General features: G+C 59.8%; 12 protein-coding genes and 1 riboswitch. Of the genes, 5 read left to right on the forward strand and 7 right to left on the reverse strand.

Annotated features, from left to right (window positions below):
- Positions 1-11: 11 nt before the first annotated feature.
- Together C1N60_RS02740 and C1N60_RS02745 are read right to left on the reverse strand one after the other, a co-directional pair.
- Complete coding sequence (locus tag C1N60_RS02740) at positions 12-1244, reverse strand: multifunctional CCA addition/repair protein (RefSeq protein ID WP_021509623.1); 1233 nt, start codon at positions 1242-1244, stop codon at positions 12-14.
- Between the two features lie 141 nt (positions 1245-1385).
- Positions 1386-2009, reverse strand: a complete 624-nt coding sequence (locus C1N60_RS02745; RefSeq protein ID WP_010618709.1) for a TIGR04211 family SH3 domain-containing protein — start codon at positions 2007-2009, stop codon at positions 1386-1388.
- Positions 2010-2214: 205 nt separating this feature from the next.
- On the opposite strand from C1N60_RS02745, the gene C1N60_RS02750 reads away from it, so the two are divergent.
- From C1N60_RS02750 to hldE, 3 genes are all read left to right on the forward strand, one after another.
- Positions 2215-3525, forward strand: coding sequence for a CYTH domain-containing protein (locus C1N60_RS02750; protein WP_058759772.1), 1311 nt, complete (start codon positions 2215-2217; stop codon positions 3523-3525).
- 33 nt (positions 3526-3558) lie between these two features.
- Positions 3559-6417, forward strand: a complete 2859-nt coding sequence (glnE, locus tag C1N60_RS02755) for a bifunctional [glutamate--ammonia ligase]-adenylyl-L-tyrosine phosphorylase/[glutamate--ammonia-ligase] adenylyltransferase (RefSeq protein WP_394521359.1) — start codon at positions 3559-3561, stop codon at positions 6415-6417.
- A gap of 67 nt (positions 6418-6484) precedes the next feature.
- Positions 6485-7909, forward strand: a complete 1425-nt coding sequence (hldE, locus tag C1N60_RS02760) for a bifunctional D-glycero-beta-D-manno-heptose-7-phosphate kinase/D-glycero-beta-D-manno-heptose 1-phosphate adenylyltransferase HldE (RefSeq protein ID WP_021509620.1) — start codon at positions 6485-6487, stop codon at positions 7907-7909.
- A gap of 39 nt (positions 7910-7948) precedes the next feature.
- Here the strand turns inward: hldE and C1N60_RS02765 are convergent, their stop codons facing one another.
- A complete protein-coding gene (locus C1N60_RS02765; RefSeq protein ID WP_010618705.1) occupies positions 7949-8254 on the reverse strand; it encodes a ubiquinone biosynthesis accessory factor UbiK in 306 nt (101 codons plus the stop codon).
- Between the two features lie 171 nt (positions 8255-8425).
- Positions 8426-8575, forward strand: a riboswitch (FMN riboswitch).
- A 109-nt stretch (positions 8576-8684) separates the two neighbouring features.
- On the opposite strand from C1N60_RS02765, the gene ribB reads away from it, so the two are divergent.
- Positions 8685-9341 (forward strand): 3,4-dihydroxy-2-butanone-4-phosphate synthase, encoded by a 657-nt coding sequence (gene ribB, locus C1N60_RS02770; protein ID WP_010618704.1) that lies wholly within the window; start codon positions 8685-8687, stop codon positions 9339-9341.
- Positions 9342-9393: 52 nt separating this feature from the next.
- On the opposite strand, the gene C1N60_RS02775 is transcribed toward ribB, so the two are convergent.
- Together C1N60_RS02775 and zupT are read right to left on the reverse strand one after the other, a co-directional pair.
- Positions 9394-9777 carry a cell wall hydrolase gene (locus tag C1N60_RS02775; protein WP_021509619.1) on the reverse strand — a complete coding sequence of 128 codons (384 nt, stop codon included), beginning with the start codon at positions 9775-9777 and terminating at the stop codon, positions 9394-9396.
- Positions 9778-9921: 144 nt separating this feature from the next.
- Positions 9922-10689: a zinc transporter ZupT gene (gene zupT, locus C1N60_RS02780; RefSeq protein WP_021509618.1), complete on the reverse strand. Its 768-nt coding sequence runs from the start codon at positions 10687-10689 to the stop codon at positions 9922-9924.
- A 210-nt stretch (positions 10690-10899) separates the two neighbouring features.
- On the opposite strand from zupT, the gene ygiD reads away from it, so the two are divergent.
- Complete coding sequence (gene ygiD, locus C1N60_RS02785) at positions 10900-11670, forward strand: 4,5-DOPA-extradiol-dioxygenase (RefSeq protein ID WP_394521728.1); 771 nt, start codon at positions 10900-10902, stop codon at positions 11668-11670.
- 35 nt (positions 11671-11705) lie between these two features.
- Here the strand turns inward: ygiD and C1N60_RS02790 are convergent, their stop codons facing one another.
- Both C1N60_RS02790 and C1N60_RS02795 read right to left on the reverse strand, forming a co-directional pair.
- On the reverse strand, positions 11706-12869 hold the full coding sequence (locus C1N60_RS02790; RefSeq protein ID WP_394521360.1) for a glutathionylspermidine synthase family protein: 1164 nt from the start codon (positions 12867-12869) through the stop codon (positions 11706-11708).
- 8 nt (positions 12870-12877) lie between these two features.
- Positions 12878-13552 (reverse strand): DUF1190 family protein, encoded by a 675-nt coding sequence (locus C1N60_RS02795; RefSeq protein WP_058771367.1) that lies wholly within the window; start codon positions 13550-13552, stop codon positions 12878-12880.
- Positions 13553-13638: the final 86 nt, after the last annotated feature.

Below are 13638 nucleotides of genomic sequence, written 5' to 3' on the forward strand. Positions count from 1 at the left end.
GGCGCGGCCGGTTACGCTGGCCGCGCGTCGATTAACCCTTCCTGCAACGCCAGCACGCGCCGACGCGTCAGCTCTTCCCGCACCGCCGCGCCTGTGAAACCGGCCTCGACCACCGCTTTGGTGGGCACCGCCTGCGCCAGCGCAAACGCGCGCCGCAGATAATCGCCCTGCGGATAAGCCATGCTCTCCAGCGTCGTGCGCCCGCGTGCATCGGCTTCGCTGGTCAGTGCCATCTTTTCCACGCGATCGGGCTTGCGCCAGGCGTCGATGCGGTCAAACAGCGCCACCAGCGCGTCAGCCGGCTGGCGTTCAATGGTGTGCACCACATCGTGAAACTCCGTCACCACCAGGGCCAGATCGCGCACCTGGTTCGGCACGCGCAGCCGCTGGCACAGCGCTTCAACAATCGGTACACCGGCCGGGCCGTGACCATGATGGCTCGGCCACTTCTCTGGCGGCGTCAGCGCTTTACCCACATCGTGGAACAGCGTGGCGAAGCGCACGTCAAGCTGGTCGGAGAGCGCTGCGGCCATGGTCAGCGTCATCAGCGCGTGGACGCCGGTGTCGATCTCCGGATGCCACTTAACGGGGGCCGGAATGCCGTACAGGTTGTCGATTTCCGGGAACAGCACCTGTAATGCATCGCAGTCGCGCAGCAGCTGGAAATAGACCTGAGGATTGCGCGTCAGCAGCGCTTTTTCCGTCTCTTTCCACACCCGCTCTGCGGTGAGGTGCGCCAGTTCACCGCTGTGCGCCATCTCGCGCATCAGCGCCTGGGTTTCAGGTGCCACGCGGAAATTGAGGTGGGCGAAACGGGCAGCAAAACGCGCCACGCGCAGCACGCGCAGCGGATCTTCATTAAAAGCTGCCGACACGTGACGCAGGGTGCGCTGCTGCAAATCCTGCTGGCCGTGATAAGGGTCGATCAGCGTGCCGTCAGCGGCCTGCGCGATGGCATTGATGGTCAGATCCCGACGCTGTAAATCCTGCTCCAGCGTCACGTCCGGCGCGAACTGGGTCACGAAGCCGGTATAACCGTTGCCGCTTTTGCGCTCGGTGCGCGCCAGCGCATACTCTTCGCGGCTTTCAGGGTGTAAAAAAACCGGAAAATCCCGGCCCACCTGCTGATAGCCCTGCGCCAGCATGCTGTCGGGCGTTGCGCCCACCACCACCCAATCTCTATCTTTTACCGGCAAACGCAGTAAGGCATCACGCACTGCGCCACCGACCAGAAACGTCTTCACTCAACCACTCCAGAGGCAATCCACTTTTGCGTGCCGCGCACGCTTGTTACGTTATTGTTGCATACTTTGGCGAAAAAGCGGGCATGCCAAAAGGGGCATCTTACGATCCCCTCCAGGCAAACCACAAATGGCGTGGCGGCTTTAATTCATCCAGCGATCGTTTTTCTTGCGGCGCGGCACCATGTGCGGCAGCAGCAGACCGAGCAGCAGACCCACGCCGAGCACGCCGCCGCCATACATAAACCACTGCATGATGATGGTGCGCTGTTTGTCATCCAGCTGAACGTTAGCGGCGCTGACTTTCTTCTGCGCCACAATCAGCTCGTTGCGCAGCTTCTGATTCTCTTCTTTCAGGCCGTTGATGGTGCCGTCGCTGTTGGCCACCTTGTTCTGCATCTCTGACGTACGCTGATTCCAGCTGTTATCAATGTTCGCCAGTTTGTCGGTCAGCTCTTTGACCTGCTGCTCCAGCTGCGGCACGCGGGTGCGCAGGCTGGGGGAGGCGCTGAGCTGCGACAGCGGGATCCAGTTAGTTTTGCCTTCTGCATCGCGGATTTGCGCGTACTGCGAGTCATTATTGGTTTGCAGCAGCGTGACTTCTTCCCCGGCATTCAGCTTGCCAACCAGGCGATACTGATCGCCAGGGCCGCTGCGTACCCAGGTGGATAATTCGTCGGAGATGTAACGTTTTTCATCGGCCGCGTGGGCCGGTGCGATGGCGCTGAAAGCCAGCAAAGAGAGAGCGGCAAGTGTGATTTTTTTCATTCGATATCGTTTTTTCATGATGGGCGTAAATTTACCGGCACAGTCTGGAGTCGCTTCGCATAAATCTGAATGAGAACTATCCTGGTCTCAATGCGGTGCGAAAAGGGTCGTAAAAGCACAAGAAAGCAGAGACAGCAGGCTTGCGGTGCATTACTCTTCGCCAGATTAAACTCGTAAGTGCCAGCAGCGTATTGAATAAAAAATTATGACCATCGAAATCGAATTAAAGTTCATTGCCACCCCGCAAGCCGCCGAAAAACTGGCGCAGACGCTTGCCGCCTGGCCACATCAGCACCACGCCGCGCGTGAGCTGACCAACATCTATTACGAAACCGATGACAACCAGCTGCGCCGCTGGGATATGGGCCTGCGGATTCGCGGCGTGGATCAGCGCTATGAAATGACGCTGAAAACCGCCGGCAAAACGCTGGGCGGCCTGCATCAGCGTCCGGAATACAACGTCGACCTCAGCGAGCCGCAGCTGGACATTGCCCGCCTGCCGGCAGAGATCTGGCCGCAGGGGACCGATGTCGCCGCGCTGCAGCCGCGTTTGCAGCCGCTGTTCAGCACCCATTTCCAGCGTGAAACCTGGCTGGTGAGCGTTGGCGACAGCGAAATTGAAGTGGCTTTCGATTGCGGCAGCGTTGCCGCAGGGGAGCTGAGCGAGCCGCTGTATGAAGTGGAGCTGGAGCTTAAGCGTGGAGCGCGCAGCGATATGCTGACCTTCGCCAGTGCGCTGATCGCCACGGGCGGCCTGCGCCTCGGCAGCCTGAGCAAAGCGGCACGCGGTTATCAGCTGGCGCAGGGCAACGCGCCGCGACCATTGCGCGCGCTGCCGCTGCAGAAAATTGCCCCTAAAGCCACGGTGGAGCAGGGCATGGTTCACGCCATGAGCGCGGCGCTCGGCCACTGGCAGTACCATGAAGAAGTCTGGTTGCGCGGTAACGAAGACGCTCGGGCACGGGTAATTGAAGCGCTGGAAACGCTGCGTCAGGCGTTTTCCCTGTTTGGCACGCTGGTGCCGCGCAAGGCCAATAGCGAACTGCGTCAGAAGCTGACCCGGCTGGAAGAGCTGCTGGCGGACAGCGAGGCCAGCGCAGAAACCGTCTGCTTCTCACCGACCTCGGTCGAAGCTCAGTTAGCACTTACTCACTGGCTGGTGGAGTCGCAGTGGCAGCCGTGGCTGGACGAGAAGAACAAAAGCAAGCTACAGGGCTCGTTTAAACGCTTCAGCGACATCATGCTGGGGCGCATCGGCGCGGATCTGCGTGAAACCTTCGTCGACGTGCAGCTGTTCAATGAATTTCAGGACAAAGCTACGCGCCTGAACCGCCAGTTGCTGGCGGTGCATCTGCTGGCGGGGGCGTATCCGGCTGAAGAAGTCAGCCAGTGGCTGGCGGGCTGGCAGGAGTTGCAGCACGCCATTCGTGAAAAACAGGAGCGCGGTCTGATTCAGCTGGTCAATCTGGCGATCCGTCAACCGCCGTTCTGGCTGAATAACGGTGCGAAACGCTAAGGCTACGGCACCATCAATCATCAGGGAGGGAAGATGTCGTTACCGTTACCGACGCTGATGCAGGCGCAGCTCGCCAGCGTGGCAGAACGTCTGGGCCTGCCGCTGACGGCCATCACGCCGCAGCAGGCTGGCGCACTGACCTTTAGTGACTTTATCGTAGACAACCTGCAGCAGCATCCGGCGTGGTGGCAACAGCTGCAGCAGCAACCGCCGCAGCCCGAAGAGTGGCAGCACTATGCGGCCTGGCTGGCAGCGGCGCTGCAGCCGGTGGATAACGAAGCCTCCCTGATGCGCGAACTGCGCCTGTTCCGCCGTCATATGCTGGTGCGCATCGCGTGGATGCAGGCGCTGGAGCAGGCCAGCACCGGGCAGAGCCTGACGCAGCTCAGCACGCTGGCGGAAGTGCTGATTACCGCCGCGCGCGACTGGGTGTGGCAGGATTGCTGCCGCGATTTCGGCACGCCGTGCAACGCCGCCGGTGAAGCGCAGCCGATGCTGATTCTGGGTATGGGCAAGCTGGGCGGCGGTGAACTCAACTTCTCTTCCGATATTGACCTGATCTTTGCCTGGCCGGAAAACGGCGTCACCCACGGCGGCCGGCGCGAGCTCGACAACGCCCAGTTCTTCACCCGCATGGGGCAGCGCCTGATCAAGGTGCTGGATCAACCTACCGTCGATGGCTTTGTTTATCGCGTGGATATGCGCCTGCGCCCGTTCGGCGACAGCGGTCCACTGGTGCTGAGCTTTGCCGCGCTGGAAGATTACTACCAGGAGCAGGGCCGTGACTGGGAGCGCTACGCGATGGTGAAAGCGCGCCTGATGGGCGACGATGGCGGCCACTGGAGCCAGGAGCTGCAGCAGATGTTGCGCCCGTTCGTCTATCGCCGCTACATCGATTTCAGCGTGATCCAGTCGCTGCGTAACATGAAAGGCATGATTGCCCGCGAAGTACGGCGGCGCGGCCTGAAGGACAACATCAAACTCGGCGCTGGCGGCATTCGCGAAACCGAATTCATCGTCCAGGTGTTTCAGCTGATTCGAGGTGGACGTGAGCGCTCACTTCAGCTGCGCTCGCTGCTGCCGACGCTGCAGGCCATCGGTGAGCTGGCGCTGTTAACACCGGAGCAGGTTGATCATCTGCGCGCCGCCTACCTGTTTTTACGCCGGCTGGAGAATCTGCTGCAGAGCATCAACGATGAGCAGACGCAGACGCTGCCGGAAAATCCCCTCGACCGCCAGCGCCTGGCCTGGGCGATGGGCATGGCGGACTGGGCGACGCTGCTGGCACAGCTGGAGCAGCACATGGCCGGCGTGCGCCACATTTTCGACGAGCTGATAGGCGATGATGCGCCGGATGTCGACGATCAGCCGCAGCTGGCGGAGTTCGCCAGCCTGTGGCAGGACGCGCTGGAAGAGAGCGATTTGCTGCCGGTGGTACCGCAGCTGCAGGCGGAACAGCGCCATGCGCTGTATCGGGCGCTGAATGATTTCCGTCAGGATGTCAGTCGCCGCACCATCGGTCCGCGCGGCCGGCTGGCGCTCGATCAATTAATGCCGCGCCTGCTAAGCGAAGTGTGCGCACGTGACGACGCCGATGTGGTGCTGGCACGCCTGACGCCGCTGCTGCTTGGCGTATTAACGCGCAGCACCTATCTCGAGTTGCTGACCGAGTATCACGGCGCGCTGCGCCACCTGATTCGCCTGTGTGGCGCTTCGCCGATGATTGCCAGCCAGCTGGCGCGCTATCCGCTGCTGCTGGATGAACTGCTCGATCCGGCCACGCTGTATCAGCCCACCGCCACCGACGCTTATCGTGACGAACTGCGCCAGTATCTGCTGCGCATTCCCACCGATGATGAAGAGCAGCAGCTGGAAGCGCTGCGCCAGTTCAAGCAGGCACAGCATCTGCGTATCGCCGCCGCCGACATCGCCGGAACCCTGCCGGTGATGAAAGTGAGCGATCACTTAACCTGGCTGGCGGAAGCGATCATTGAATCGGTGGTGCAGCAGGCGTGGCAGATGATGGTGCAGCGCTATGGCCGCCCTTCGCACCTCACCAGCGACAGCGAGCGCGGCTTTGCCGTGGTCGGCTACGGCAAACTGGGCGGCTGGGAACTGGGTTACAGTTCGGATCTCGATCTGGTGTTTCTGCATGACTGTCCGGACGATGCCGAAACCGACGGTGAACGCGTTATCGACGGGCGCCAGTTTTACCTGCGTCTCGCTCAGCGCGTCATGCATCTGTTCAGCACCCGCACCTCGTCCGGCATTTTGTATGAGGTGGACGCGCGCCTGCGCCCTTCTGGCGCGGCCGGCATGCTGGTCAGCACCTTTGCCGCCTTTGACGACTATCAGCGCCATGAAGCCTGGACGTGGGAACATCAGGCGCTGGTGCGCGCGCGCATCGTGTTTGGCGAACCGGCGCTGTGTGAGCGCTTCGATGCGATCCGGCGCGGTATTCTCTGCCTGCCGCGTGAAGGCGCGAAGCTGCAAACTGAAGTGCGGGAGATGCGTGAGAAAATGCGCGCGCACCTCAGTAACAAGCACAAAGGTCGCTGGGAGATTAAAACCGATGAGGGCGGTATCACTGATATTGAATTCATCGCGCAGTATCTGGTCTTAGGTTACGCCGCCAGCCAGCCGGCGCTGACGCGCTGGTCGGATAACGTGCGCATTTTCGAACTGATGGCGCGCCACGGCATCATGGCTGATGAGGAAGCGCAGGCGCTGACGCACGCTTACGTCACGCTGCGCGATGCGCTGCACTATCTGGCGCTGCAGGAACTGCCGGGTCATGTCGATCCGGCATCGTTCGCTGACGAACGCGCCGTGGTGCACGCCAGCTGGCAGCGCTGGCTGGCCGCGAGCGATGCGGATGACACGGAGCAGTGAGCCTGGCGGCTTCTATGCTATTATCCGCGCATTATTTTGACTGAACGTTGAAGTCTGGAGTCTCTGCATGAAAGTAACACTGCCCGCGTTTGGCAAGGCCGCTGTGCTGGTTGTCGGCGATGTGATGTTAGACCGCTACTGGTACGGCCCGACCAGCCGGATCTCACCGGAAGCCCCGGTGCCGGTGGTTAAAGTGGATACCATTGAAGAGCGTCCGGGCGGCGCGGCCAACGTGGCGATGAATATCGCTGCACTCGGTGCGGACTCGCGCCTTATCGGTCTGACCGGTGCAGATGACGCTGCGCGCGTGCTGCGCGAAACGCTGGCGCAGGTGAAGGTTGAGTGCGATTTCGTCGCCCTCGATAGCCATCCGACCATCACCAAACTGCGCGTGCTGTCGCGTAACCAGCAGCTGATTCGCCTCGACTTTGAAGAGGGCTTTGAGCAGGTCGATCCGCAGCCGATTCACGATCGACTGCGTCAGTCGCTGGCACAGGCGGGCGCGCTGGTGCTGTCTGATTATGCTAAAGGCGCGCTGAGCAGCGTGCAGACCATGATTCAGCTGGCGCGTGCGGCGCAGGTGCCGGTACTGATCGACCCGAAAGGCACCGATTTTGAACGCTATCGCGGCGCGACGCTGCTGACGCCCAATCTGTCCGAGTTCGAAGCGGTGGTGGGCAAGTGCAAAAGCGAAGAGGAGATTGTCAGCCGCGGTATGCAGTTGATTGCCGATTACGATCTCTCCGCGCTGCTGGTGACGCGTTCGGAAAACGGAATGACGCTGCTGCAGCCGGGCAAAGCGCCGCTGCATCTGCCCACTCAGGCGCAGGAAGTGTATGACGTGACCGGTGCCGGCGATACGGTGATCGGCGTGCTGGCCGCAGTGCTGGCTGCCGGTGAAAGTCTGGAGGATGCCTGCTTCCTCGCCAATGCTGCGGCTGGCGTGGTGGTCGGCAAGCTCGGGACTTCAACCGTCAGTACCGTGGAGCTGGAGAATGCGATCCACGCGCGGCCGGACAGCGGTTTTGGCGTGATGACCGAAGCCGAGCTAAAAGTGGCGGTGGCGCAGGCGCGCCAGCGCGGTGAGAAAGTGGTGATGACCAACGGCGTGTTCGACATTCTGCACGCCGGCCATGTCTCTTATCTGGCCAACGCGCGCAAACTGGGCGATCGTCTGATCGTGGCGGTCAACAGCGATGCTTCCACCAAACGTCTTAAGGGCGAAACCCGCCCGGTGAACCCGCAGGAAAACCGCATGATCGTGCTGGGTGCGCTGGAGGCCGTAGACTGGGTGGTACTGTTTGAAGAGGATACGCCACAGCGGCTGATTGCCGAAGTGCTGCCGGATCTGCTGGTGAAAGGCGGTGATTATAAGCCGGAAGATATCGCGGGCAGTAAAGAGGTGTGGGCCAACGGCGGTGACGTGCGCGTGCTCAACTTTGAAGACGGCATCTCCACCACCAACATCATCAAAACCATTCGCAATCAGTAAACACGTAGCCGGCGGGAGCGAACTCCCGCCGCGTAAACCTTACTGAGGCGTATCGATTTTTCCTGCCGGATCTGGCGTGATCACTGCCGGAGCCGGGGCCGCCGGACTTTCGCTCTCCAGCTTCGCCAGACGTTGCTCCAGCGCTGCCAGTTTTTCACGCGTGCGCAGCAGCACCTGGGTCTGCACGTCAAACTCTTCACGATTAACCAGATCCATGCGGGTTAACTGCGCCTGCAATACCTGACGAATTTTCTTTTCCACATCGTCGCCAAAGTCGCGAATACCTTTTGGCATCGCTTCGTGCACCTGGCGCGCCAGTTGTTCAATTTTTTTCGTGTCGATCATGGTTGTTTCCTGGTTACGGTGGCTGATAACAGCGCGTGTTCCGACTCATCAAGCATTAAGTGTAATGCCAGAAACGAAAAGGTTAAACCCGAAATCCGCAACGCATGAAGTGCAAAAGCATTTGCACTTTTGTTGATTGCCCGACCAGGTGATTGGCGCTATAGTAATTTCGCTTATTCTCAGGGCGGGGCGAAATTCCCCACCGGCGGTAAATCAGCTTCGGCTGAAAGCCCGCGAGCGCTTTCGCTGTAAAGTGAAAGGTCAGCAGATCCGGTGTAATTCCGGGGCCGACGGTTAAAGTCCGGATGGGAGAGGGTAACGACATCAGCCGGGCTGCGCCCGCGTCACGTTATTGCCATGTGTTTTCTACGCACTCCTAAGCTCGCCCTGGTTCTGGTAACTCATATTTTATTAATAAGGTTTTTTTACCATGAATCAGACGCTTCTTTCTGAATTTGGCACGCCGGAACAGCGTGTAGAACGCGCCATTGATGCGCTGCGCAACGGGCGCGGCGTGATGGTGCTGGACGATGAAAATCGCGAAAACGAAGGCGATATGATCTTCGCCGCCGAAACCATGACCGTTGAACAGATGGCGCTGAGCATTCGTCATGGCAGCGGCATTGTCTGCCTGTGCATTAACGAAGCGCGCCGCCAGCAGCTGGATCTGCCGATGATGGTAGAGAACAACACCAGCTCTTACGGCACCGGTTTCACCGTGACTATTGAAGCGGCCAGCGGCGTGACGACCGGCGTATCGGCCTCCGACCGTATTACCACCATCCGCGCGGCGATTGCCGATGACGCTAAACCGTCCGATCTGAATCGTCCCGGCCACGTATTCCCGCTGCGCGCGCGCGACGGCGGCGTGCTGGCGCGCGGCGGCCACACCGAAGCGACGCTCGATCTGGTGACGCTGGCGGGCTTCAAACCTGCGGGTGTGCTGTGCGAACTGACCAATGATGACGGCAGCATGGCGCACGCGCCGGAAGTGATTGCGTTTGCGAAGCAGCACGCCATGCCGGTGGTGACCATTGAAGACCTGGTGGCCTGGCGCCGCCAGCATGAAACCCGTCAGGCCAGCTAAGCCGACGTGAAATAAATAAGGCCGGATGTGATGCATCCGGCCTTTTTTATGATTAACGGCTGGCGTAAAAAACGTGATTACCTATCACCACGGTACGCTGGAAGGCGTGGCGCCACGCCGGTCTGGCGCTGTGCGCATGAAAGAAGGTCGCGCCCTTTGTCACATCCGCCAGCTTACCCTCGACAATCCGCTGGGCCAGGCGCTGCGCGCGCTGCCAGCTTTTGTCATGCTGCGGCGGATGGCGATGGGGATGTTTGTGCAGAGACGTCCAGGAGAACTGTTTGGGTGCGTACACCACCGGACAGATCTCTTTGACGTCCCAGTTAGCCCGGTTCATGGTGACAGTGCCGACGGCAATCTGCCCCTTTACCGGTTCGCCGCGCGCTTCATGATAGATATTCATCGCCAGGCATAAAATGGCTCCCTGAATTAACATAACACTCCACTGCTTTCTAAGAGTCGCGTGGAGTGTAATGAGCCCGCCGTCGGGTGTTAACAAGACCCGTCTCGACTACGCCTTAACAAGACTAACTCGTTGATAGTTAAGGTCTAAGTGGTGATAAATGAGACGAATCTCGCGTCAGCCTACCCCGCTGGTTTGCAGCAACGTCAGGCTCAGGCCCATCACCGTCATGCCGCACAGCACGCCGTAGCTGGGATTGTTATGCGGATCGATTTCGCGCGCCAGCGGCATCAGTTCATCCACGGACAGCGCCACCATAATGCCCGCCACCGCCGCCATGATGGCCGCAATCATCACCGGTGAGACCGCCGGCCCCAGCAGCAGAAAGGCGATGATGCCACCAAGAATCTCCGCCATGCCGGACAGGCAGGCCCAGAACAGCGCTTTGGCTTTCGAGCCGGTGGCGGCGTACATCGGTCCGGCCACCGCCAGCCCTTCCGGAATATTGTGGATCGCGACGGCCAGCGCGATGCCCAGCCCCAGTTCCATATCGCTGCTGGCGGTGACAAAGGTGGCAATGCCTTCGGGAAAGTTATGCAGGCTGATACCGAGCGTCAGCAGGATCGCGGTACGTTTCAGGTTGGTGGGGCGGCGATTGACCGCCATCAGATCCTGCGGATGCTGGTGCGGTAGCAGGCGATCCATGGCGAAATAACCCAGTAAGCCGAGCATGAACATGCCGTAGCCAAGCACCGGCGACATGCCTTCCGCATGCAGCGCGGCGGGCAGCATTTCCATCAGGGAAATCAGCAGCATGATGCCAGCGGCAAAGCCGAGCGCAAAGGCCAGTACGCGGTTCGACGGCTTTTGACCGAGCACGCCAAAAATCGCGCCGACGAAAGTGGCACCGCCAGCCAGGATGGTTAGCAGCAAAGGTACTGACATGATGGGCTCCTTAATGATAATGATTACCAGTTACAATATAGTTAACCCCATAAAATATCGAGTTATTTAGCGTAAAGTTATGTCGGCAAAATCTTGTTCAAATTTGCTGATAAACATCATCACGCTTATCAGCGTTTTTCCCCTGGCGAAAGCGCGTATCGTGACAGTCATTAACGCGATCCCGACGCCAGAGGATGAATAATGACCCGCATGCCCGCTCTGTTTCTCGGCCACGGCAGCCCGATGAACGTATTAGAAGACAACCGCTATACCCGCGTATGGCAGCAGCTGGGCGAAACCCTGCCGCGTCCGCGCGCTATTCTCGCCATCTCGGCGCACTGGTACACGCGCGGTACGGCGGTGACGGCGATGAGCAATCCGCGCACCATCCATGATTTTGGTGGCTTCCCGCAGGCGCTGTTCGACGTGCGCTATCCGGCGCAAGGTTCGCCAGCGCTGGCACAGCGCGTTATCGATCTGCTGGCGCCGGTGGCGGTGCAGGCCGATCAGCAGTGGGGCTTTGATCACGGCTCGTGGGGCGTGCTGGCGAAGATGTATCCACAGGCGGACATTCCGCTGATTCAGCTCAGTATTGATGGCACCCAGCCGGCGGCGTGGCATTTTGCGCTGGGACGTAAACTGGCGGCGCTGCGTGACGAAGGCGTGATGCTGGTGGCCAGTGGCAACGTGGTGCATAACCTGCGCATGATTCGCTGGCAGGGCGCGGAAAGCGCTTATCCGTGGGCGGAGAGCTTCAACCAGTTTGTGCGCGATAATCTGGACTACGAAGGCGAGGCGGTGCAGCATCCGCTGGTGAATTATCAGCAGCATGAAGGCGCGCAGCTGGCTAACCCGACGCCGGAGCACTATCTGCCGCTGCTGTATATTCTCGGCGCGCGTGCTGAAGGTGAGGCGGTGAGCATCCCGGTGGAAGGCATGGAGATGGGTTCGATCAGTATGCTGTCAGTGCAGGTTGGCTGACACCTGTGCCGCCCGCAGACCGGGCGGCACGTGCATTACTCAATAAATGTGTGCGGATAGAAACGCGACAGATCCTGGGTGATCAGCGCACGATCTTCGCGCAGACCGATACCGGCAGGCTGATCGTCAATCAGCCAGCTGCCAATCAGCGTGTAGCTGTCGCCAAATTTCGGCAGCGGCCAGAACTGCTGGACGATCATGCCCTCTTCGCCATAGGGGCCGTCGGCGCGCGCGATTTCCTGACCGTTTTCCACGATGGTGATATTGGCACCTTCGCGGGAAAACAGCGGTTTCACCACATATTTTTCCATCTGCGGCGCGCTGGCATCATCGGCAAACCAGGCGGGCAGCAGGTTAGGATGGTTGGGGAACATCTCCCACAGCAGCGGTAACAGCGCTTTGTTGGAGAGAATGCTTTTCCACGCCGGCTCCAGCCAGCGCACGCCGGCATCGGCCAGCTTGGTCGAAAACATCTCGCGCAGCATGAATTCCCACGGATAGAGCTTGAACAGGTTGCTGATCACCTGATCGTGCTGATCGGTAAACTGACCTTTTTCGCCCAGCCCGATCTCATCAATGTAGAGAAATTCACTTGGCAGACCGGCTTCAGTGGCGCAATCCTGCAGATACTGTACCGTGGCGCGATCCTCTTCCGTATCGCGACAGCAGGCAAAGTGCAGCCAGTTAAAACCGTGCTGCTGGTGCAGCGTGGCGAAGCGCTCAATCAACTGCTCCTGCAGGCTGTTGAATTGATCGCTGCCCTGCGGCAGGTTGCCGGCGTTGAGCTGATCCTCCAGCCAGATCCACTGGAAAAACGCCGCTTCGTACAGCGAGGTTGGCGTATCGGCGTTGTTCTCCAGCAGCTTGATCTCGCCTGTGCCATCCCACGCCAGATCGAGGCGTGAATAGAGCGACGGCTGACGCTGCTGCCAGGATTCGCGCACAAAATCCCAGGTGTGTTTCGGAATGCAGAAACGGGTGAGCAGCGCTTCGCTGTTCACCACTTTTTCTACCGCCTGCAGGCACATCTGGTGCAGTTCAGCGGTGGCGGCTTCCAGCTGTTCAATTTGCGCCAGCGTGAACTGGTAATAAGCGTCTTCGCACCAGTAGGGTTCGTCATACATGGTGTGAAACTGAAAACCGTACTCGGTCGCTTTTTCGCGCCAGTTCGGGCGTTCGCTGATAGCAATACGTTGCATGCGCGCGCTTAGCCTCCCAGCGAGCGGCTGCCGGTGCTGGTGGCACTGCTGCGCTGCATGGTGTTCTGTTTGGCTACCGTCTCACCAAAGCCGCCACGGGTGATGGTGGACGTAGTGGCCGGTTTTGGCGCCAGCGCGGTTTTCGGTACGTTCATCGTGCGGCCGGAGGTGGCAGCACCGTAGTTTTTACCGGAAGCATCAACAAACTGGCCGTTAGCCGGGCTGTTCGGGGTTTTTGGCGAGAACAGCGGTTGCTGTGCAAAACCGGCGCCGCCGCCCATCAGACGACCCATCATGTAGCCGGCCATCAATGGCATCCAGAAGCTGCCGCTCTGCTGCGCTTCAGCGTTGTTCGCCGTGGTACCGACGCCCGCCTGTGCCGGGGTTTGCTGACACTGATTTTCGCCGAATTCCGCGACGCAATCTTCACGCGTGGCGTATTTTGGCGCGGTGCGCTCAGCCTCTTTCAGCGCGTTGTTGTAAGCGGTGGTGCACTGAGCGCTCTGGCCCGGATTGGCTTTCGCACAATCATCGGCGTTCTGGTACATCGAAACCGTTTCATCGCTCTGTTCGCAGCCTGCCAGCATAAACACGGCGGTGACCGCCAGTGCGACCGGCGTTAAATGGCGTGCCTGCCAGCTTTTACGGAAAGCGGCATGACGAATATTTTTTGTCCGTTTCATTATCTTCATCCTGTGCCCAAAGGTGGGGCTTAGGATAGGTGATGAGTGGTGGAAAATGAAGCGGGAAGCCGGGTGGCAAGGGGATC

Source organism: Pantoea sp. SGAir0184, assembly GCF_043544755.1.